General features: G+C 36.7%; 18 protein-coding genes and 1 other RNA gene. 7 read left to right on the top strand and 12 right to left on the bottom strand.

Annotation, left to right across the window (positions count from 1 at the left end):
* The first annotated feature begins 47 nt into the window (after positions 1-47).
* Entirely contained in the window at positions 48-2,189 is a 2,142-nt protein-coding gene (locus ACTIEI_RS10870) for a prolyl oligopeptidase family serine peptidase (RefSeq protein WP_439506318.1), read from the top strand.
* Positions 2,190-2,267: 78 nt separating this feature from the next.
* Here the strand turns inward: ACTIEI_RS10870 and fsa are convergent, their stop codons facing one another.
* Together fsa and ffs are read right to left on the bottom strand one after the other, a co-directional pair.
* Positions 2,268-2,918, bottom strand: a complete 651-nt coding sequence (fsa, locus tag ACTIEI_RS10865; protein WP_439506317.1) for a fructose-6-phosphate aldolase — start codon at positions 2,916-2,918, stop codon at positions 2,268-2,270.
* A gap of 18 nt (positions 2,919-2,936) precedes the next feature.
* Positions 2,937-3,036: signal recognition particle sRNA small type (ffs, locus tag ACTIEI_RS10860), an RNA gene on the bottom strand.
* Between the two features lie 47 nt (positions 3,037-3,083).
* On the opposite strand from ffs, the gene ACTIEI_RS10855 reads away from it, so the two are divergent.
* Positions 3,084-3,518, top strand: a complete 435-nt coding sequence (locus ACTIEI_RS10855; protein ID WP_439506316.1) for an FKBP-type peptidyl-prolyl cis-trans isomerase — start codon at positions 3,084-3,086, stop codon at positions 3,516-3,518.
* 5 nt (positions 3,519-3,523) lie between these two features.
* Here the strand turns inward: ACTIEI_RS10855 and ACTIEI_RS10850 are convergent, their stop codons facing one another.
* Positions 3,524-5,437: an ABC-F family ATP-binding cassette domain-containing protein gene (locus tag ACTIEI_RS10850; RefSeq protein ID WP_439506315.1), complete on the bottom strand. Its 1,914-nt coding sequence runs from the start codon at positions 5,435-5,437 to the stop codon at positions 3,524-3,526.
* A 63-nt stretch (positions 5,438-5,500) separates the two neighbouring features.
* Here ACTIEI_RS10850 and ACTIEI_RS10845 point away from each other — a divergent pair, with 63 nt between their 5' ends.
* The 3 genes from ACTIEI_RS10845 (at position 5,501) to ACTIEI_RS10835 (ending at position 9,189) form a co-directional block, all read left to right on the top strand.
* On the top strand, positions 5,501-7,330 hold the full coding sequence (locus tag ACTIEI_RS10845) for an ATP-binding protein (protein WP_439506314.1): 1,830 nt from the start codon (positions 5,501-5,503) through the stop codon (positions 7,328-7,330).
* Positions 7,330-7,920 (top strand): pseudouridine synthase, encoded by a 591-nt coding sequence (locus tag ACTIEI_RS10840; protein ID WP_439506313.1) that lies wholly within the window; start codon positions 7,330-7,332, stop codon positions 7,918-7,920. Before ACTIEI_RS10845 ends, ACTIEI_RS10840 begins: the two co-directional genes overlap by 1 nt.
* 63 nt (positions 7,921-7,983) lie before the next feature.
* Entirely contained in the window at positions 7,984-9,189 is a 1,206-nt protein-coding gene (locus tag ACTIEI_RS10835; protein WP_439506312.1) for a 4-hydroxy-3-methylbut-2-enyl diphosphate reductase, read from the top strand.
* On the opposite strand, the gene ACTIEI_RS10830 is transcribed toward ACTIEI_RS10835, so the two are convergent.
* The 4 genes from ACTIEI_RS10830 to ACTIEI_RS10815 all read right to left on the bottom strand — a co-directional run bounded on the left by ACTIEI_RS10830 (position 9,186) and on the right by ACTIEI_RS10815 (position 13,664).
* Complete coding sequence (locus ACTIEI_RS10830; RefSeq protein ID WP_439506311.1) at positions 9,186-11,180, bottom strand: putative porin; 1,995 nt, start codon at positions 11,178-11,180, stop codon at positions 9,186-9,188. The two genes, ACTIEI_RS10835 and ACTIEI_RS10830, sit on opposite strands and share 4 nt — an antisense overlap.
* A 19-nt stretch (positions 11,181-11,199) precedes the next feature.
* Positions 11,200-12,021, bottom strand: a complete 822-nt coding sequence (locus ACTIEI_RS10825; RefSeq protein ID WP_439506310.1) for a purine-nucleoside phosphorylase — start codon at positions 12,019-12,021, stop codon at positions 11,200-11,202.
* Between the two features lie 93 nt (positions 12,022-12,114).
* Positions 12,115-12,318: a cold-shock protein gene (locus ACTIEI_RS10820; RefSeq protein WP_026751538.1), complete on the bottom strand. Its 204-nt coding sequence runs from the start codon at positions 12,316-12,318 to the stop codon at positions 12,115-12,117.
* A gap of 68 nt (positions 12,319-12,386) precedes the next feature.
* A complete protein-coding gene (locus ACTIEI_RS10815; protein ID WP_439506309.1) occupies positions 12,387-13,664 on the bottom strand; it encodes a DUF5103 domain-containing protein in 1,278 nt (425 codons plus the stop codon).
* Positions 13,665-13,728: 64 nt separating this feature from the next.
* Here ACTIEI_RS10815 and ACTIEI_RS10810 point away from each other — a divergent pair, with 64 nt between their 5' ends.
* Positions 13,729-14,961 carry an ABC transporter permease gene (locus ACTIEI_RS10810; protein ID WP_439506308.1) on the top strand — a complete coding sequence of 411 codons (1,233 nt, stop codon included), beginning with the start codon at positions 13,729-13,731 and terminating at the stop codon, positions 14,959-14,961.
* 5 nt (positions 14,962-14,966) lie between these two features.
* Here ACTIEI_RS10810 and ACTIEI_RS10805 read toward each other — a convergent pair whose 3' ends face one another.
* Complete coding sequence (locus ACTIEI_RS10805) at positions 14,967-15,692, bottom strand: RNA methyltransferase (RefSeq protein ID WP_439506307.1); 726 nt, start codon at positions 15,690-15,692, stop codon at positions 14,967-14,969.
* Between the two features lie 5 nt (positions 15,693-15,697).
* Here ACTIEI_RS10805 and ACTIEI_RS10800 point away from each other — a divergent pair, with 5 nt between their 5' ends.
* Positions 15,698-18,085, top strand: a complete 2,388-nt coding sequence (locus ACTIEI_RS10800; protein WP_439506306.1) for a BamA/TamA family outer membrane protein — start codon at positions 15,698-15,700, stop codon at positions 18,083-18,085.
* Here ACTIEI_RS10800 and truB read toward each other — a convergent pair.
* From truB to proS, 4 genes are read right to left on the bottom strand one after another with little or no spacing between them, the layout of a single operon-like run.
* Positions 18,074-18,784 carry a tRNA pseudouridine(55) synthase TruB gene (truB, locus tag ACTIEI_RS10795; RefSeq protein WP_439506305.1) on the bottom strand — a complete coding sequence of 237 codons (711 nt, stop codon included), beginning with the start codon at positions 18,782-18,784 and terminating at the stop codon, positions 18,074-18,076. The two genes, ACTIEI_RS10800 and truB, sit on opposite strands and share 12 nt — an antisense overlap.
* Position 18,785: 1 nt before the next feature.
* Positions 18,786-19,859, bottom strand: a complete 1,074-nt coding sequence (locus ACTIEI_RS10790; RefSeq protein ID WP_439506304.1) for a M48 family metallopeptidase — start codon at positions 19,857-19,859, stop codon at positions 18,786-18,788.
* Positions 19,859-20,803, bottom strand: a complete 945-nt coding sequence (locus ACTIEI_RS10785) for a YjgN family protein (RefSeq protein WP_439506303.1) — start codon at positions 20,801-20,803, stop codon at positions 19,859-19,861. Before ACTIEI_RS10785 ends, ACTIEI_RS10790 begins: the two co-directional genes overlap by 1 nt.
* A gap of 12 nt (positions 20,804-20,815) precedes the next feature.
* Positions 20,816-22,294 (bottom strand): proline--tRNA ligase, encoded by a 1,479-nt coding sequence (proS, locus tag ACTIEI_RS10780; protein ID WP_439506302.1) that lies wholly within the window; start codon positions 22,292-22,294, stop codon positions 20,816-20,818.
* Between the last annotated feature and the right edge of the window lie 130 nt (positions 22,295-22,424).

Below are 22,424 nucleotides of genomic sequence, written 5' to 3'. Positions count from 1 at the left end.
AAGATTCATCGAGTTCAAAAGTATAGTGAATTAATAAAATTACTCCAATGAAAAATATTTTTCTAACAACTTCTGCGCTATTGCTTTTAGTGGCTTGTAATCAAAATAGTGTTGAAACTGATTTTAAAAAAATTGAAGTGAAATACCCAATTGCACAAAAAGATAGTACGGTAAAAGATATTTATTTTGGCACCACTGTTGCCGACCCCTATCGTTGGATGGAAAATGATACTTCAGCCCAAACCATCGCTTGGGTGAAAGCAGAAAATGAAGTTACTGATGCTTATTTAGCTAATATTCCTTTTTTACAATCGATACAATCAAGATTAAAAGAGCTATGGAATTACGACAAATATTCTGCCCCTTTTAAAGAAGGTGATTACAATTACTATTCTAAAAAAACAGGGTTGCAAAATCAATCGGTCATTTACCGTCAAAAAGAAGGACAAAAAGAACCAGAAGTATTTTTAGACCCCAATACATTTTCTGTTAATGGAACTACTTCATTGGCAGGCATGAATTTTTCTGCGGATGGATCCTTATGTGGATACCAAATTTCTGAAGGTGGAAGCGATTGGAGAAAACTCATCATTCTTAATGCTATTACCAAAGAACAAATTGGAGATACCTTAATGGATATAAAATTTAGCAGTGTTGCATGGAAAAAAAATGAAGGTTTTTATTATAGCAGTTATGACAAACCAAAAGAAGGAAGTCAATTAGCCGGAAAAACCGATCGTCACAAATTATATTACCATCGCTTGGGCCAACCTCAAAGTGAAGACCAGCTTGTGTTTGGAGGAGATATTACTCCTAGAAGATATATTGGAGCAAGTGTTTCTGAAAATGAAAAATGGCTATTCATTTATGCAGCGAATAGCACTTATGGTAATGAAATGTATGTACAAGATCTTACCAAGCCCAATGCACCTATCATTCCAATTGTTAAGGATATGGCTTCCTCTGTAAATATTTTAGATGCAGATGACCAATATTTTTATATTCAAACAGACAAAGGAGCACCAAATAGTAAAGTAGTGATTGCGTTATTAAACCAACCCCAATCTGAACATTGGATTGATTTAATACCTGAACAAAAAGAAGTGTTATCGGTCAATACTGGCGGTGGAAATTTCTTTTGTAGCTATTTAAAAGATGCTATTACCAAGGTATTACAATATGATATGAAGGGCAATAAAATAAGAGAAGTTGTATTGCCAGGTTTAGGCACAGCCAGTGGTTTTAGCGGGAAAAGAAAGGAGAAAACACTATTCTACAGTTTTAGCTCTTATACAACGCCTTCTACCATTTATAAAATGGATATTGCTAGTGGAAAAACAGAAGTGTACAAAAAACCAACACTACAATTCAATTCTGAAGAGTACGAATCTAAGCAAGTATTTTATCCTTCCAAAGACGGCACCAAAATTCCTATGATGATTACCCACAAAAAAGGAATCAAATTGGATGGAAATAACCCTACCCTCTTGTATGCTTATGGCGGTTTTAGTGTAAGCCTCACGCCTTATTTTAGCACCAGTGATATTATCTTACTAGAAAATGGGGGGATTTATGCAGTCGCTAATTTAAGAGGAGGCGGTGAATATGGAGAATCCTGGCATAACCAAGGCATCAAAACCAAAAAACAAAATGTGTTTGATGATTTTATATACGCAGCTAAATACCTTACAGAAAACAAGTATACTAGTAAAGAAAAATTAGCCATTCAAGGTGAATCGAATGGAGGTTTATTAGTTGGAGCAACCATTACGCAACAACCTGATATTTGTAAAGTGGCATTTCCTTTTGTGGGAGTAATGGACATGTTGCGTTACCATAAATTTACAGCAGGTGCTGGTTGGGCTTATGATTATGGAACAGCAGAAGATTCAAAAGAAATGTTCGACTATTTAAAAAGCTATTCACCCGTACACAATGTAAAAGAGGGAACCAATTATCCGGCAACATTAATTATGACTGCCGATCATGATGATCGAGTAGTACCTGCACATTCTTTTAAATTTGCTGCTGAATTGCAAGAAAAACATAGAGGAGAAAACCCGGTATTAATCAGTGTTGAAACCAAAGCTGGTCATGGTGCTGGAATGTCTACCGAACAAATGATCAAGTCTGAATCTAACAAATGGGCTTTTATGTTTTATAACCTTAAAGTGAGCCCAAAAAAATAAGTGCACTAATACATTTATTCCATAAAAAAACCCTTGCAAGATTTATCCTGCAAGGGTTTTTAATATGTTGATATCAAATTACATTTTCTTAGCGTCTTCTAAAAACTTAGCTAATCCAATATCCGTTAAAGGATGCTTTAACAAGCCAACAATAGAATCTAGTGGACAAGTGCAAATATCAGCACCTAATTCAGCAGCTTTGATAATATGTAAAGGGCTTCTAATAGAAGCGGCTAAAATTTCGGTTTTATAATCTTGAACATCAAAAATATGACGTAGTTGAGCAATCAATTCTAAACCATCCCAGCCACTGTCATCTAAACGGCCTAAGAAAGGAGAAATATAAGATGCACCAGCTTTTGCTGCTAAGATACCTTGACCAGCAGAAAACACCAATGTGCAATTGGTTCTGATTCCATTATCAGTAAACCACTTAATTGCTTTAATACCATCTTTAATTACGGGAACTTTTACAACTATATTTGGATGTATAGCAGCTAGTTTCTTTCCCTCTTCTACCATGGTTTCAAAATCGGTTGAAAGCACTTCTGCACTCACATCTCCATCTACAAGTTCGCAAATGGTTTTGTAATGTTGCGCAATAGCTTCTTCGCCCTTGATACCCTCTTTAGCCATTAAAGAAGGGTTGGTAGTAACACCATCCAAAATACCTAAGTCGTTTGCTTCTTTAATTTGGGCTAAGTTGCCAGTGTCAATAAAAAATTTCATAATAGTAGAATTAAAAAAATATGGCAGGCTACTCACATCGCACCGCTACAACCGCTTATCCTTGCTGCATTCCTGCCCTGGGGAGGTTCAGCAGGAGCTGGTCGTGCAAGACCTGCCACACCGCAAAAGTAAGGATTGAATCCTTACCTTTGAAAAAAAATATTTATGGGCGTAGCAGATCAATTAGCACAGTTAAAAGCAGAGAAAGCAGCTGCCAATTTAAAAGAAGGGCAGGATTTTTTAGAAACCAATCAACAAAAACAAGGTGTCGTTGCATTGCCAAGTGGCCTTCAATACGAAATCATCACAGAAGGTACTGGACCAAAACCAGCAGCACATAACGAAGTAACCTGTCATTACCACGGAACCCTTATCAATGGAACTATTTTTGATAGTTCTGTACAAAGAGGTCGCCCTGCTTCATTCCCATTAAATATGGTTATTAAGGGTTGGACAGAGGGATTACAGCTGATGCCAACGGGAAGCAAATGGCGCTTCTTTATCCCACCGCATTTGGGTTATGGCGATAGACAAGTGAGTGCACAAATTGGACCAAACAGTACCCTGATTTTTGAAGTTGAATTAATTAGCTTTATCTAAAATCATTATTGAAACTCGCTGAGCTCTAGCCAGCGAGTTTCTTTTTCTTCTAATATTTTTTCAATTTGAACCAGGCGGTCACTAATTTTTTGAATGGTTTCAAAAGATGCAGTACCCGAACTTAATTCATTGGTTAATTCTAGCTTTTCTTTTTCTAAAATGGGCATGTCTTTTTCTAGTTGCTCAAATTCTCTTTTCTCTTTAAAGCTTAACACTTTTTTTACAGGAACTTTAGGGGTATCCACTTTTGCAGTCACAATATCTTCGGTACTTGCGCCCTTTCTTTTACCAGCTTCTAAAGCGTCCCATTTATTTTCTTTCTTTTCATTTTCTTTCTGCCAGATTCTATACTGAGAATAGTTTCCAGGGAAATCCCTCACTTCCGCATTGCCTTCAAAAACAAATAAATGGTCTACTAATCGATCCATAAAATAACGATCGTGTGATACAATTAACACACAACCAGGATAGTCTACTAAAAAGTTTTCTAACACCGCCAAAGTAGGTAAGTCTAGATCATTGGTAGGTTCGTCGAGTATTAAAAAGTTGGGATTGGTAAATAAAACCACCAATAATTGTAATCGCTTTTTCTCTCCCCCACTCAAAGAATTTAAATAAGTGTATTGCTTATCAGGCGTAAACAAAAACAATTCTAAAAATTGTGCAGCACTCAAGGTAGTGCCATCAGCCAAAGGAAAATTTTCAGCAAAGCCTTTTACATATTCAATCACTCGAACATTTTCTTTGAATACAAGCCCTTGCTGAGAAAAATTACCAAACACCACCGTGTCACCAATATTGATTTTTCCACTGTCGGCAGGTTCTAATCCTTGTAAAATATTTAAAAAAGTAGACTTCCCTACCCCATTTTTTCCAATAATACCAATGCGCTCCCCTTTGCTAAAATTGTAATCAAATCCTTTTAGTATGGGCAGGTCTCCATAATTCTTATACACTTTTTTCATTTCCACCACTTTACCACCCAATCTGCTCATTTTTACTTGTAGCTGCAATTGCGCATCTTCAATTTTTTGCTTAGCCCTAGCTTCCACTTCATAAAAATTATCTTGTCTGCTTTTACTCTTGGTGGTTCTGGCTTTGGGCTGCTTACGCATCCACTCCAATTCTTTGCGATACGTATTTTTGGCTTTATCTATGCTGGCTTGCTCACTCTCTAAACGGGCAGCTTTCTGCTCCATGTACTGTTCATAATCCCCCCGGTAAACGTATAAATTTTCTCTCTCCAACTCCCAAATTTCATCGCAGGTGGCATCTAAAAAATAACGATCGTGACTAACCAGTAAAAGCGTCACTTTCTCTTGGTTTAAATAATGCTCTAACCACTCAATCATTTCAACGTCTAAATGGTTGGTGGGCTCATCCATCATGAGTAAGGTATGCTGGTGTGCAAAACCAATATCTATAAGGGTTTTAGCCAATGCAACCCGCTTTCTTTGGCCACCGCTTAACTCTTTAACCGGATTGGTTAAATGATGAATATTCAATTTATCCAAAATCTGTTTTACTTTGGCTTCAAAGTCCCAAGCACTTAAATCGTCCATGGCTTCAATGCCTTCCGTAATACCGATAGGGTCTTCGGCTTCAATAGCAGCTTCATATTTTTTTATAGCGGTAATCACCGGATGGTTCAGGTGAAAGATATTCTCTAGCACCGACCAAGACTCTTCAAATTGGGGATCTTGCTCAAATAAAGCTACCGTAACATCTTTGTGGATCCAATGTTTACCAGCATCTGGGGTTTCTAAACCCGCTAGAATTCGTAACATGGTTGACTTCCCAATCCCATTTCTGGCAATTAGGGCTATTTTATCGCCTTCGTTAATATGAAAGGAAATATTACTGAAAAGTGGATTAATACCATAGCTTTTGGTTAATCCTTCTACCGAAACATAATGCATGCTGCAAAACTAAGTATCTTAGACGCTAATTCCGAGAAACATAGAACCTAGTTTATAAAAGAAATGACCAAATCAATTTTTAGGAACCTGAGTATAAGAAAAAAGCTATTTCTTTCACATTTCATGATTTTATTGATTACTGTAATTGTAATCATCTTATCAGTAAAAGTGAACGACAATAGAAAAGAGATGCATCAAATGATGAATCAGCTAGATGATATTAGAAATAATATAGGAAAGCAGTCAGCAGCAAGGCAAGCCTTTTTAATGAATGAGCGTTTTACAGAGAGCTTTTATATCACAGGCACATCTGAATCAATTAATATTTACCAGAAAATGGTGAAGCAGATTGATAGCAGCTTAGTGTTAATTAATGAAAATAAAATAGCGAGCAAATCTCCCATTGCAGAAAAAATTGTGTCAATAACACGGAATATTCATGCGCAAGAAGCTTTTTTTGAAAGAATAGTAGATTCAGTAAAGCAGTTGGGCATGAAAGACTACGGATTAATTGGTGCGCTAGTTCAATTGAAAAATGAATTAGAGAATAGTAAGCTAATGGACTTGGCAGATATTAATCAATTAGATGCACTAGCCAATGACTATTTATTAAATCGAAATGAAAAAGCCGCTATACAATTTGATTCGCTAGCAAGAAAATTAGTATTTACTTATGGAAATAATCCTAGCGCAGAAACCATTCTAGATCAATATCGAAAAACCTTTGTCAGAATTGTAAAATTAGAGCGAAGCATTGGAAACAATAGCGAAGTAGGGTTACAAAATGAATTACTGGCACAAAGTAAAAATAATGACGATCAATTACTAGCAACTATACAATCAGTTAATACACTTTTTGAAGCCAATTTAGACCAACTTGAAACTATTTTTTATAGCTTATTGGGGATTATACTTGTAATTGGTTTGTTGTTAAGTTATCTGGTTTCAAATGCAATTACAAAACCACTGATACAATTAAATTTAGCAACCAAGGAAGTGGTAGAAACTAAATTTAAAGATGATATCAACCCAGATTTTATTGACGAATCAAGAACAGATGAAATAGGTCAACTGGCCACGAATTTCAATCTAGCTATTCGGAAAATCAGAAGAAGTATAAAAATAATTCAGGATAAATCTGAAAGCTTACAAAGTAAAAACAAGCAACTCTTAGAAAATGAAGAAACCCTAAAACTAATCAGCTCTCAGAAAGATCAATTTCTGTCCATTATTTCGCACGATATGCGAGCACCACTCACCAGTATCGTTAGTTTTTTAGATTATTATAAGAATAATTTTAAAAGCTTCACTGCGGCAGAAATTGAGTTTGTGTCTACCAACTTAAATACGCACGTAAAAAAAGTACTAGAAATGTTGGATGGATTATTGCTTTGGTCTAAGGCACAAACTGGAGAAATTCAAATGAACCTGCAGCCGATTGATTTAGCACAAACCATTACGGATGTTGTAGCAGTATTAAATCAAAGCGCCATCAATAAAAAGATAAAGATTGAAACAAACTTGCATAGTCAATTAATTTGGGCCGATAAAAATATGACTGCATTAATCATCAGAAATACGCTCAGCAATGCAATTAAATATTCAAATGAGCAAAGCGTCATTGAAGTAAATACCAAACGCAACAAAACCAATGCATTTGTAATCATTAAAGACACTGGTGTTGGAATGAATCAAGACACACTCTCCAAACTATTTGAAAGCAACTCAAGCTTCACAACTTTTGGAACCGCCAACGAAAAAGGAATTGGATTGGGGTTATTGCTGTGTAAAAATTTCATGGATAAAATGAATGGCAGCATAGAGATAGAAAGTGTAGCAGGAGAAGGCACCACCGTAAATTTATTATTCCCATTGGTGAGCAGAGGCGATTAATGGCACACCAATATTTTATATTGAACAAGCCCTACAATATGGTTTCGCAATTTAAAAGCAGCCATATTGTTCGGTTATTGGGGGATTTAAACTATCCTTTTCCGGAAGGCACTCATGCCATTGGCAGACTCGACCATCATTCTGAAGGCTTGTTGATTTTAACCACCAATAAAGCCATTACGCGCTTATTGTTTCAAGGCCCCAAACCCCATACAAGGGTATACCATGTATTGGTGAACAATCTTGTGAGCCCAGCACAATTGGCAGCGCTCAGCAATGGAGTTCAATTTAAAATAGGCGAACAATCCTTTCATACAACAGCCCCCTGCGAAGTAGCCATTGTAGATCCTCCCTTGGTGCAATTCCCCGGCGCCTACATTCTGTCAGAACGAGTGCCCCATACCTGGTTAAGCATTGGCTTAACAGAAGGCAAATACCACCAAGTCAGAAAAATGCTGACCGCCGTTGGACTCAAATGCAAACGCTTAGTGCGCGTAAGTATTGAAGACCTGCACTTGGGAGATTTACCACCCGGCGAAGTAGCCAGCATTTCAGAAGCCCAGTTTTTTGAAGCGTTGAAGTTGGGTTGACCCCATTTCCGCTCATCGCAGCTACAAGACCCAACTATTTCTTAACTTTGTGGTTTATATACCATGAAGCAATTCACCATACCCAATATATACCGCAGTAACCTAATTAGCGAGATCAAGGAATCGAGAAGAGCGGCTGACAAACTGAAAAAAGACTTTAGCCCTACCTTGTTGAATTTGGGGCCAGTGCAGATTTATTTGGCTAGGCATTTCGGGTTCTGCTATGGGGTCGAAAATGCGATTGAGATTGCGTTTAACACCATCGAGCAAAACCAAGGCAAGCGCATTTTTTTGTTGAGTGAAATGATTCACAACCCACAAGTGAATGCCGATTTAATTGCCAGAGGGGTGCAATTTTTACAAGACACGTATGGCAAACAACTGATTCCTTTTGAGGACTTAACTGCAGAAGATGTGGTGATCATTCCGGCTTTTGGTACCACCCTTGAAATTGAAGCCATGCTGAAAGCCAAAGGGATTGCTGTTGAAAAATACAATACCACTTGTCCGTTTGTAGAAAAGGTTTGGAACAGAAGTGAACAAATAGCTGGCAAGGGTTACAGCATTGTAGTGCATGGAAAACCCAAACACGAAGAAACCAGGGCTACTTTTTCTCATGCATCTGCCAACACGCCTACAGTTGTGGTAAATGATATGCAAGAAACCATAGAATTGGCCAAATACATTACGGGCGAAAAACCTGCTGCCGATTTTTATATTGAATTCAAAGGCCGTTTCTCGGAGGGTTTTGATATTACCAAAGACCTTCAGAAAATTGGCGTGGTTAATCAAACCACCCAACTCGCTACAGATACCCAAGCTATTTCTGATTATTTAAAAGAAGTGATTCTACAACACTTTCAATTAGACCAATCCAGCATTGCTTCTCGGTTTGCAGATACCCGCGACACTTTGTGTTATGCCACCAACGACAACCAGTCTGCGGTGAAAGGCATGTTAGATACGGATGCTGATATTGCCATTGTGATTGGCGGTCACAACAGCAGCAATAGTTCGCACTTGGTAGAATTATGCGAAGCCAAATACCCCACTTATTTTATTGATGGCCCCGAGAAGCTTTTGAGTAAAGAAGCTATTCTTCATTGCAATTGGCATACCAAGGAAATGAGTACCATTCATGGCTATTTGCCCAATGCAAATCCTTTAAGAATTGTAATGACCAGTGGTGCCAGTTGTCCTGATGCCGTAGTTGAGCAAGTGATTCGTAAGATTGCTGATTTTTATGGTGTAGCCAACCAGTTGAATTAGTTTACAAAATTCCACCAAATACCGATCCTATTCCATAGCCCTTGCCCTGGATAATTAATTGCCTGTGTATTTACATTGGTAATTAATGCGTTTAAATTTTCGAACCGTACAAAGCCTTTAAAGCTTTTAATTCTAAAATGTAAAAATGCATTTACATCTGGTCGATTAGAAATGATGGTATTATTTTGTAAGAAAAATTGTCCGAGCAAGGGGCTATAATTGTCGGCTTTATAAGCAGTGTTATAGCGAAGTTCAAGCCCTGTAGATAAAAATAAATTCGTGTAAAAATTGCCTTCAAAAGCAAATCGGTTGCGGGTGATGATCAACGGAATATTAACGGGTGCCCCTCCGATGGCTTGTTGAATATTTACTTCTGCATACCAGTTTAAATATTTAGCCAATTTTATCTTCTTTGAAATACCGAACTGCAATACATTAAATAAAGTGGCTTCTTGTTTTGCGGTAAAAAAGCTATCAAAATAAAGATAGTTACTCACCACATTGTATTCACCCGTGATGGTTAAATTTTTAGATGGATTTTCATACACTCCAAATACACGGATAATATTTTCTTTATTATACCCTACCCGATTGGCTATCGGGAATGTACTTAAACTATTAAAAATATAGGAGGGTGATCGGTTCACATTGTGAAAGCCCACATTCAAGAAGCCAATCTTCTTGCCCAGCAAGCGTTTCATGCTAACGTATGCACTGTAATCGCCTGCGTTAAATCCATTTAAATAAAATTGGCCCTTCGCTTCTAAATCCCAAACCTGATTCTTTGTTCTATTTCGATATTCTCCTGAAACATAAATATTATTGAGCGATACGGTATTAAATGTATCGAGTGTCCCTTTTATATTTTGTAAACCAATCCCTGCTTTTAGAAATTGACTTTGGTTATTCTTATCAGGAAATGTAAGTAAACTAAACTCGTTGGTAAAAATATTCCAACTGTCTTTAAATTGGAACGACTGTGCATTTCGCGTATTGTAGTTAAAGTAAGTTCTATATCGAAGAGAGTCTACACTATTGTCAAAAAAATGCGCAAGCTGTTGTTGATATTTCAGAATATGTTCTACCCTAAATCGAGGATAAAAGATCTTATAAGTAACAGAGTCGGTTACGATTGAATCCTTTTTTCCAATATCATAATGATGCTTAATCAGTAGCATATTATCTCTTTGTAAGTTACCGGTACTTACATTGGTATTAAATGGATTGCGTATGGCTGCACCTGATCTGCCCATTCTTGTTTCTAGCTCAAAGGGATCATTGAGCGCTAAACTGTCTAGTTTTTTAATATCTACTAAGCCTCCGTTTTCTGATACAGATGCCTTATTGGCCATGTACACAAAAAACACTTCGTACTGCCGATTATTGGTTTGATAATGTGAGGTAAACCTAAAATTATTATGGCTTGCATTTTGATTTTTTAGGGCCCCAGGAGAATTGCTGAAGCGATATTCGAATCCAAAATTAAAATTGCTTTTTCTGTTCTGTGTATGTTTTAAATCGATGATTTGTTCTGCCCTTGCACCTAATACATATCCTAACTCTGTATAGGGGCGCGTGGTTTGATAAAACTTCGTATTCTCTAGGGTAAACTTGTACATATCAAACTGATGAAAACCTGCATCAAAGCCCGCTTTCATGAGTGGATTAAAGCGCATAGATTGGGCAGCCGTTCCAAAATTCCCTAAATGGTGATATTGAAATGGCATAGGAAAACGAGTAGTAAAATCATTGATGGAAGAGTCTAAAACCCTTGTTCTTGTAGAATCAAAATATCGATAGAAGATCGTGATTGAGTCTGCATACAAGTCTCTTTTCTGCAGCGAATCATTTTTGCCTTTCCCTGTTCTTGATTGTTGCATTGCACTACCCGACCCAAAAGAGCCCATTTGTCCTGGCCTAAATGACTGCGCTCTTGTAGTAATAAAACCTACAACCAAAAGAAAGATGAATATGAACGCACTCTTTTTCATTTGCAAAGCAAGGTATAATTTACAGCCCCTTAACCAATTCTTTAAATAAAAGGGTGAGCTTAGGTTCTGCCTCTTTGGCTGCTTGTAACACTTCCTCGTGCGTGATAACGTTTTCCTCTTCGCGTATTCCCAAATCAGTAATTACACTTGTTGCAAACACTTGCATTCCACAATGAACAGCTACTATATTTTCTTGCACGGTACTCATGCCTACTGCATCTCCACCCAATGCATGAATCATTTTATATTCAGCTCTGGTTTCAAAAGTAGGACCCGTTACTCCTGTGTAAACACCTTGTTTTAACTGAATGCCATTTGCTGTAGCAATCTCAAGAGCTTTTGATACCAATGCCTTGCTATAAGGTTCACTCATATCTGGAAACCTGGTTCCCAAAGCTTCTTCATTTTTACCCAACAAAGGATTTACAATAAACATACTAATATGATCGGTAATCACCATCAAATCACCAACGCTAAACGCGGGATTAACACCGCCAGCTGCATTAGACAACAGCAGGGTTTTAACACCCAATAAATGCATGGCTCTTACAGGATAAGTTACTTGTTGTGGCGTATAGCCTTCGTAAAAATGAAAGCGGCCACTCATCACCCAAACTTTTTTTCCGCTCAATTCTCCAAACATCAAACTACCCCCATGTCCTTCTACTGTACTTACGGGGAAATAAGGAATTTCGCTATAAGGGATGCTTACTTCAACTTTTATTTCATTGGCTAAATTTCCCAATCCACTTCCGAGTATAATTCCTATTTCAGCATCAAATTCAACTTTAGATTTTATATAGGCAGTTGTTTCTGCTAACTGATTCATTAAATTGCTCATATTCAAAAATTAGAGGGCAAATATACTTCAAATAAAAAAAATAAGGCCACCAACTAGAAGTTGATGGCCTTAGGTAAGGTATGTAATTTAAGACTAGCTTAAACGTTTTACATTTACTGCATTCAAACCTTTTCTTCCTTCTTGCACGTCAAAGATAACTTTATCGTTAGCTTCAATTTGGTCAATTAGACCATTTGCATGTACAAAAGTTTCTTTGTTAGAATCATCATGCTTGATAAAACCAAAACCTTTTTCTTCGTTAAAGAACTTTACAGTTCCTTGAATTTGTGTGTCCATTGTAAAAATTGTAAATTAATAAGAGTGCAAAGATAGGCTTAATATGCTCCCCGCCCTAATGTTAATTGTTAAAGTCGAGAATTAGGCAGCAAACTGCTGATTTGTCTCAATCCAACCAATTCATCATGTCTTCCACCAAAAGGTCGATAATACACCAATATGGTATAGTTATTTTCTGTTTCCCAATAATTTCCTTCGGTTAAAGCTGGATTGGCAATTGCTTGCAAACGCTTATTGTCTTTGGTTACATAAGTGTAACTATAATATCCTTGCTTCAGCAGTAAACGCTTGTAATACACCCCTTTACGTTCATCAAACTCCATTAAAGAAGAATCGCTAATTTGATTTCCAGATAATTCACCCACAATATATACTGATTGCTGACTAAATGGCTGCTTGTTTTCTGTAGCTAAGGTAAACTCAACTTCTGCATAATCCGATTGCCACCATGGATTAATGGATTCAGTAGTAGAAATATCACTAAAACCATTCAAATCTCTATACCATAAATAACGCAGACTGGTTCTTATTGCATCCGTTTTAGCATAAACTAATACCGGTATAGCTGTCCTAGCAATGCGCTCCACCCGATCACTTTCAAATCTTAAACTGCGCAAATCTAGCCAACGGTATTCTTTTCCTGCAGGAAACAAACAGTCTTGTTCGGCATTGTATTCTAATAAACTACCTCTGATAAAACTAGGCTGTAATTTTTGGGCTGCATTATCCCATCTCCCATTTTGTAATATAGTTGTTTGAATTTGCTGTGGATTAATTGAACTCAATGGAGCGGTGTTAACAGCCAATTGAATTTTTTGATGTGTTTGATTTAGTTGTGCGCTAAAGGGTTGTTGCATTTGTGCGGCTATTCCAACTTTATTGTCTACCACATAAAATCTTCTGGTAAATAACAACTTAGCCGTATCAGCATCTTGAAACACTTTTAAAATATAATTGCCGCTACGGGTAGGAACTGCGGATCGCTCAGGCAACATTGCTTGATAATGCACATATTGTACTTGTGCAATAGAAGATACGCGGTATTGACTAATACGGTTCTGTTGAAAGCCACGGATATAATCGAATGGACTCCATTGTGCTTCGGTCCAATCTGCGTTACACAACTGATAAGTATAAAAATAATTTTTTGGATAGGCCCCCAAATCATCAAAATGCAATTCGAGTTGATCAGTAGAATTTAATCCAATGATGGGCAATGCAAACTGATTGTTTTGAGGAAATAATTTAACGGTTCTGATAGAAGTCATGAATACTTTATCGGGCTGCACCTGTCCTTGAACAATCGTGTTAAAGAAGATAAAAACAATACAAACAATCTGCTTCATAAAGTATAAACTTAGTTAAACTATTCTATTATTAGTAGCTTTGGAATAGCCAAAATCGTACCAATTGAATTTTTCCTTTTACCTAGCCAAAAGACTTGCCTTTAGCAAACAGCAGTCTTTTTCTCGTTTCATCATCCGACTTTCGGTAGGTGCAACTACGGTTGGCATTGCGGCAATGATTATTACCTTATGTTTTGTAAATGGATTTCAACAAACCGTTGCAAATAAAGTGTACAGCTTTTGGGGACATATTCGTGTTCAACATTTTGAGCCCGATAAATCGTTAATGGCCGAAGAAATTCCGATTAAAAGAAATAATGCTGTTGAAAAACAAATTCAATCACAAGCAGGAATTGCCAGGGTTCAGGCATTTGCCACTAAATCTGCTGTATTAGAAGCGAACAAAAATATTGAAGGGGTATTATTAAAGGGGATTGAAGCTGCCTATGATAGCAGCAGCTTTAAACCTTTTATTACCCGCGGCAGATGGATTCATTTTTCCGATTCCCTTTATAGCAAAGAAATATTGGTTTCAGAACAAATTGCCAATCTATTAAATATTCATTTAAACGATACGGTTACTGTTTATTTTGTAGGAACCGACGAAAGCAATACAAGCTATAGAAAACTTCGGGTATGTGGCTTTTACAAAACAGGGATTGAGGAATACGACAAATTATTTTTGTTGGCAGACCTTAAATTAATTGCAAGGGTGAATAACTGGGGCGATGAAGAGATTGGAGGATATGAAATTTTTGCAAGGCCTTCCTCCAATTACGATTCGCTTAATGCTATTTTAATGAATGAATTACCCACCGAATGGATGAGTAGAACAGTGGCATCCATTTACCCCAATGTCTTTGATTGGTTAGCTATTCAAGACATGAATAGAAATGTCATTTTCATTATTATGGCTATTGTTGCCATTATTAATCTAATTACTTGTTTACTCATTTTAATTTTAGAGCGCACCAAAATGGTTGGCTTATTAAAAGCATTGGGTGCAAGTGATCCCACCATCATCAAAGTGTTTTTATATTATGCAGCTGTTATTGCAACCAGGGGCATTATTGGTGGTTTTATTGTAGGTATGGGAATCGTTTGGCTGCAACAGTATACTGGTTTTATTAGCTTAGACGAATCTGCTTATTATGTAAAAATTGCTCCTGTGCAAATCATTTGGTGGCAAATAATTACCGTATGTGTAACTACTTTTTTGGTCTCTTTTTCAGTCATGATTATTCCTGCCTTACTGATCAAAAAAGTGAATCCCATTAGGGCTATCCAATTCAGATAAAAGGCCTATTGCTTAATCAAATGAGACAGTAAAATGCCTGCGGCTACTGCGGCATTCAGCGATTCCGCTCCCCCTATTCTTGGTATATGTACTGGCGAATTGATGAATGGCATTAAAGACGCGTGTATTCCTTTTGACTCGTTCCCTATTAATAGCACGCCTTCTTGAATAGCTGGCTGTTGGTAAATGGAAGCTCCATTGAGTAATGCCCCATAAATGGGCACTTGGGAGTCTGCCAAAAGCGTTGCTAAATTACCATACCCCACTTTTACGCGTATAAAACTACCCATGGTACTTTGTATCACTTTAGGGTTGTACAGCTCTACAGAGTCGGCTGAAGCAAGAATGGTATCGATGCCAAACCAGTCTGCAATACGAATCAGTGTTCCCATATTACCAGGATCTTGTATTCCATCTAATGCCAAGATGATTTTACCTTTTGTAGGCTTTTCGGGTTGAACCATTTGTTGTTCTGCTATCGCCAGCACTTTATTGGCTGTTTGCAAACCACTTATTTTTTGTAAGGTTTCGGCTGAAACCCTTTCCAATGGGGCTTTTCCCATTAATGGATGTTCCCATTGGTCTACTGCGACTATTTTTTGTACCTTGAAATGGCTATTTAATAATTCATCTACCCCTTTTACCCCTTCTACAATAAACAAGTTTAAAGCGTCCCTTTGTTTTTTGTGGTACAAACTTTGAATATATTTGGCCTCAATCTTGCTTAACATTGTCTATGCAGTTTATAATAAATAAGAGATTCAGTGTGTTTTTCGGGTTGTTCCTCACCTTGATGCTACTGGCCTCTTGTTCTGAACAAAAGCGAACTTGGGTTAGGAATTATCCCAAGAACACTCCTTTTGTTTACAATAACCAAATCAATCTTCAAGGCAATTTTTCCAAAGATGAGAAAAAACGTTTATTAAACGACTTGCAAAATTATTGGGACGATAGCTTGAAAGTTCCCAAACAACAGCAGTTTGGATTATTTTATAAAATAAAAAATCCTGCCGTTTTTGATACTGCCAATATCAATAGTTCTGCTTTGTTCATGAATTCTTTTTTAAATGCACAAGGTTACTATTATGCTATTTTAACCAATCGCTTTACATTAGATACGGTAAAAGATCAAATAAGGGCAAGTGTTTACATGAATATTGATGCGGGTAAAAATATTACCATTGATCAGGTAAACTATGAAATGAACGACTCGAGTTTGCAAAAAATTGCAAGTACATTATCCAGTAAAAGTTTATTGAAAAAAGGCAATCCTTATTCCAAACAAATTATCAGTAATGAATTGGATAGAATCGTTGGTATCTTTAGAAGAAATGGGTATTACAAAATTACCAGAGAAGATGTTTACGCCTATGTAGACTCTAACAATACCAATCTTTTTTCATTAACCATAGATCCATTTGAACAAGCTAAATTATTATCTGAAGTTGCCAAAGCTAAAAAAGAAAATCCCAATTGGGATATCACCATCAGACAAAGAGAAGTAGAAGACAGTTCTAGATTATTTAAATACCATATTGGAAATTTATTCTACTACCCTGAAACAAAAATTACCGACGTTCCAGATAGCTTGATTCGGGATAAATCTTTTTTTGAAAAAAGAAACAATGAATCGATCATGCGGTACAAGAAAGGGTTGTTTAATTATAGACCCTTGAAAGAAGATACTTATTTTAAAAAGGGAGATATTTATAATGAAGACAAATATTTTAAAACAGCCAATGCCCTAGGGCAATTAGCTGCTTGGCAAAACGTAGACATTAGACCTTTCATCAGAGATAAAGATACTTTAGACATGTATTTTTATATGACTCCTGCCGTTAAACAAAGTTTTACGGTTGATTTAGAAGCCAGCCGAAATATAGCTGATATTGGCGTTACCAATTTATTGGGGATTACTACCAACCTATCTTATAATAATCGCAATGTTTGGAAGAACGCGATTCAATCCATTGCCACTTTTAGAACGGGAGTTGAATTAAATATCTTAAACACCAGTAATCAACCCGATCAGTTATTACAAACCTTCTTAATTAATGTAGGTCATACTTATGTTTTCCCTGGCATTGTTCAACCCTTTAAAAGGTGGAAAGGCTTGGACAATATTGATAATAGAAGAACCCTTTGGTCTGTAAATGGAGGGTATGTAGATAGAAGGAATTTTTATACTATTCGTACATTAACTACCAGCTTTGGTTATGAATGGAAAAAAGGAAATAATTCCTTTTTATATAAGCCCATCAACGTAGAAGTATATGCCATTGACAAATTAGATTCGCTAGACCAATTGATTATTAAAAACCCTTTTTTAAAAGCCTCTTTTAACGAGGGAAGCATTGTAAGTCAGAGTTTATCCTTTGTTAGAACAACCAATGGAATCAACAATCCAAATAAAAATAAATTTTATCGAGTTGCCATTGAAGAAGCAGGTGGTTTATTCGGTTTTATTCCTGGTCTTAAAGGCAATATCTATCGTTATTTAAAAGTAGAAACCGAATACAAGCAATCGGTAAAATTTTTAAAGTCTGAACTAGCTTATAGAGCTTTTGCTGGTTTGGGTTACAATTATGGAGGGGACACCATCATTGGACCAACCTTACCGTTCTTTAAACAGTTTTCTGCTGGTGGCCCCAATAGTATGCGAGCTTGGAGATTAAGGCAACTAGGCTTGGGTAGTTCTAATCAAAGTGAACAGGATACAGCCATTAACGCGTTTCGTGATCGCTTTGGTGACATGCAACTAGAGTTCAATGTGGAATATCGTTTTCAGTTAGCTACCATTGGTAGTTTCAAAATTGGATCGGCTGTATATGCAGATATTGGAAACGTTTGGAACATCAGAAAAGCAGCTTCTACCGACTCAGATACCCGCTTCTCCTTAAATAGTTTTACGAGAGATATGGCCATCGGTATTGGAACTGGGCTAAGATTTGATATGTCTTATTTTTTAATTCGGCTAGATTTTGCTTACAAATTAAAAGACCCATTAAGGGCTGCTAATAATGGTTGGATGAGCATCAAAGACTTTACGTGGAATGATATACGACCCAATGGAATTAGAGTACCCAACTTTGCTTTACAATTGGGCATTGGATTACCCTTCTAAAGCCTTAAGCTGATGTATTGCAGTCTCAAAACCTTCCATGGTTTGAGCTTCTTCTACTTTAAATTGACCAATACGGGTTCTTCTTAAGCTGCTCATATATCCTCCAACCCCCAGCGCTTTTCCAAAGTCGTGGGCTAGGCTTCTTATATAAGTACCTGTTGAGCAAATCACTTTAAAATGGATGACTGGTAATTCAATCTTTACAATCTCAAAAGCGTGTATGGTAATTGGTCTCGGCTCTAGTACTACATCTACCCCCTTTCTTGCCGCTAAATAAACCGGTTTCCCGTCTTGCTTAATGGCTGAATGGATGGGTGGCACTTGCATAATTCGGCCAATAAATTGCTGTGTGGCTTGATGAATTTGCGCTTCGGTTAAATGCTCAATTGAACAAAACGAGGTTGGCTCAGATTCTAAATCGTATGTAGGCGTAATAGCACCGAGTGTAAAAGTACCCGTGTATTCCTTTTCCATACCCATGTATTCATTGATCTTCTTGGTAAACTTTCCTGTGCAAACAATTAGTAAACCAGTTGCCAATGGATCTAATGTTCCAGCATGCCCTACTTTTATGATTCTGGTGATATTCCTGATTTTTCTTACGACATCAAAAGAAGTCCAATCCAGTGGTTTATCAATTAATATTGCTTTGCCCTCTAAATAAGGTTGTAAAGCTGGATGAATTTCCTTTTGCTTCATGTTATTTTAGTTCGCTCCATAATGAATCCAAAACTGGATTGGGTGCAAAGGAACTCTTTTTATAAGGAATAGCAAATTCATTCGCATGTTTAATTCTGTCGTCTGTAGCTGGATGAGAAAGCATAAATGAAAATGCATCTGGAATTTCGGGGGTATTTTCCTTTAATCGTTGCATTAATTTTTTCATCGCTAATGGGTGTATTCCATTCTTCACCAATAACTTCATCCCCTCTTCATCTGCATTGGCTTCAATTCCTCTAGAAAAATGCATGGTTCTAAGTCCTTCCGCATTTTCAACAATGATTGATAAAATACCCGATACATCATTTAAGACAACCGATACCATTAAACCTGTTGCAGCACTTCTTAATATAGATTTTAAACTATGCCGTTCGTTAATATGAGCTGCTTCATGCCCTAATAAAGCTGCCAACTCATCGGGAGATTTCATCGCTTTTAAAATGCCTGTATAAACCACTATATTTCCCCCCGGTATAGCATATGCATTCACTTCTTTATTTTTTACCACCGTTAATTTAATGGGATAGTCTTTACTGAGTTTTAATTCTTTGGCAAACTGCTGCAGAACTGCTGTGCGCCTTTCATCAATGGTTTCTCCTCTCATCATTGATTCATGCATTTTTTCACCGATTTCTGTTTCGGTTTCAGGTTTAATTAATTTTAACCCTGCCCAAGGGACAATGGCAGATATGGCCCAATACACACCAGCAAATAAGACCACTACCATTAACAATAAAGTAAGTGCATTCATCCTTAACAAGGAACCTGCAAAAGATGAATCTTTCTGTTCGAGTTGTTGCTTTAAGGACTGTACAAATGATTCGTTTGTATTAAAAGAAATATAATTGGTAGCTTCTTTATTCAAGAATACAAAAAAATTATTGCCCGTTTGTTGAATTTTGCACTGATTATATGCATAAAACAAAACGGTAGCTTCTTTATTCCAATAGAATCCCATTTGAATAAAAATGCCTTCTGTATTATAATACATCAAAGCAGGATTAGCTCCCGCTTGCATTCCATCAAAAAAATCTACTGAATAAACTTGCTCCATTATATGATAAATCCAAAGTCTAAAAAGTCTGCAATATCTTCTCCTGTGGCATCACTATAATTGGCTTGGGTTTGTCTTAGTTCATCAAATGCAATTGTTCCATCTAATGAAATACTAGATACAATAAAGCGAGTTGTTCTCATGATAATCCAAGGAGTTGCCAATCCTAAAGTAAAAACAAATAAGAGTAAGTTTACTAAGATTAATTCAAAAAAATCTCCACCAGTTGCGGTTGATTTAACCAACATGGTTTGATCATCTTTAGTAAGCCTTAAATTGTCAATAAAATAATTAAACAAATCTTTTTGCCACCAGAAAAAGTAAATACCAAATGTGATAAGCGTTAGTAAATAGCCTTTTACATTTAGCCAAAAATATTCACCCCCAACGCCTTTATAAGCAAATCTTGCATCCCCAATTTTTACATTACAAAGCAAGTACCTTCTTAAATTCATAGCAAACCAAGCCCCATAAATGCCAAATGTAAAAATGGTTAATAACGTACCCTTTACACATAAAAAAAACAAATCCCATTTATCGCCCATGTAGCCAAATCTAATTCCACTCCAAACAGTTTTTGCAAACCGGTATCGATAGGATCCATGAATAGCAAACGGAATAATTAATACTAGCACTATATATAACAATACAAATCCTACTAATTCCTGCTCATTTAAGGCCAAATAAACCACTAATGCATAAAGACCCAAAAGCAGTATAAATGCTTTAATAAATCCTTTAAACATTTCTGATCCTGTACCAGTAAATACAAAGGGCTGATTATTAAAAATAGTATTCCCGTAAAAGAAATGAAGCGTTCTAGCTTTAGCCCACGGGTAATACAAACCAAGGGTAATGGTAGTGAGTATAATATTAACTAACTGAATTTTGAAATACTCAAATCCATTTCCCTTAAAGACGAGACTATATTTATTATATTCCATTTAATAAATATATCAATATGCTCTTGCAAAAAGCACTCTTTGGGTAGATTTTTTTTGAGTTAAAATACACTGACCTTCTTCCTGAGGATTATCCAAAGGAATACAACGAATAGTTGCCTTGGTCAGTTCTTTAATTTTATCTTCTGTTTCAGCCGTACCATCCCAATGTGCAGACACAAAACCAGCATTGGTATCTAAGATTTGAACGAATTCATCCCAAGTATCGGCCTTTCTAATATTTTCTTGTTGAAATGCTTTTGCTTTGTTGTACATAGACACTTGAATATGGTCTAATAGGTCTTTCACATAAGCCGAAATTCCTTCTAATGCTACCGTTTGTTTTTCTTTGGTATCTCTTCTAGCTACTTCTACTACTTTATTCTCTAAATCTCTTGCCCCTACAGCGATTCTTACAGGTACTCCTTTTAGTTCATATTCTGCAAATTTCCAACCTGGTCTACTGTTATCTGAATCATCATATTTAACGGTAATACCTAATGTAACCATTTCCTTTTTCATTTGATGTACTACATCATCAATTTGGGCTTTCTGCTCTTCCCCTTTATATATAGGAACAATCACCACTTGAATTGGGGCAATTCGAGGTGGTAAAATCAAGCCGTCGTCGTCACTATGTGCCATCACCAATCCCCCAATTAAACGGGTACTAACTCCCCAACTGGTTGCCCATACATAGTCTAACTTATTTTGCTTGTCACTGAATTTTACATCAAATGCTTTGGCAAAATTTTGTCCTAAGAAATGAGAAGTACCAGCTTGTAATGCTTTACCGTCTTGCATTAAAGCTTCAATACAATAAGTATCTTCGGCTCCTGCAAAGCGTTCGTTAGGTGATTTAACTCCTTTAATAACCGGCAACGCCATCCAATTTTCTGCAAAGTCTGCATACACATCTAACATGCGCTTTGTCTCTTCTATTGCTTCTTCTGCTGTTGCATGTGCAGTATGCCCTTCTTGCCACAAGAACTCTGCTGTCCGTAAAAACAATCTGGTTCTCATCTCCCATCTTACTACATTGGCCCACTGATTAATCAACAAAGGCAAATCACGATAGCTTTGAATCCAACCTTTATAGGTATTCCAAATAATGGCTTCACTAGTAGGGCGCACCACTAATTCTTCTTCTAATTTTGCCTCAGGATCAACCATTAATTTCCCTTTATTATTGGGATCTGTTTTTAATCTATAATGGGTAACTACTGCACATTCTTTTGCAAATCCTTCTGCATTTTTTTCTTCTGCCTCAAATAGGCTTTTGGGTACAAAAAGCGGAAAGTAAGCATTCTGGTGACCAGTGTCTTTAAACATTTTGTCTAACACATCACGCATATTTTCCCATAGTGCAAAACCGTAGGGCTTAATCACCATACATCCTCTAACAGCTGAGTAATCTGCTAAGTTTCCCTTGATAATTAAGTCGTTATACCACTGTGAATAATCCTGTGCCCTAGCCGTTATTTCCTTACCCATAAAATATTTTGTTTTTTTTAACCCACTCAACACTAACATTTGTTAGTTGGCATGTATTTTGCCATTATATTGAAAGAAGTTATTAATCGCAAATGTATGTAACTTCACCCAACCAAATTGATGAACCTAA

It is taken from the genome of Sediminibacterium sp. (genome assembly GCF_051860225.1).
Lineage (GTDB): Bacteria > Bacteroidota > Bacteroidia > Chitinophagales > Chitinophagaceae > Sediminibacterium.
Note: the sequence above shows the minus strand (reverse complement) of the source record. Positions and strands in the feature narration are given on the sequence as shown.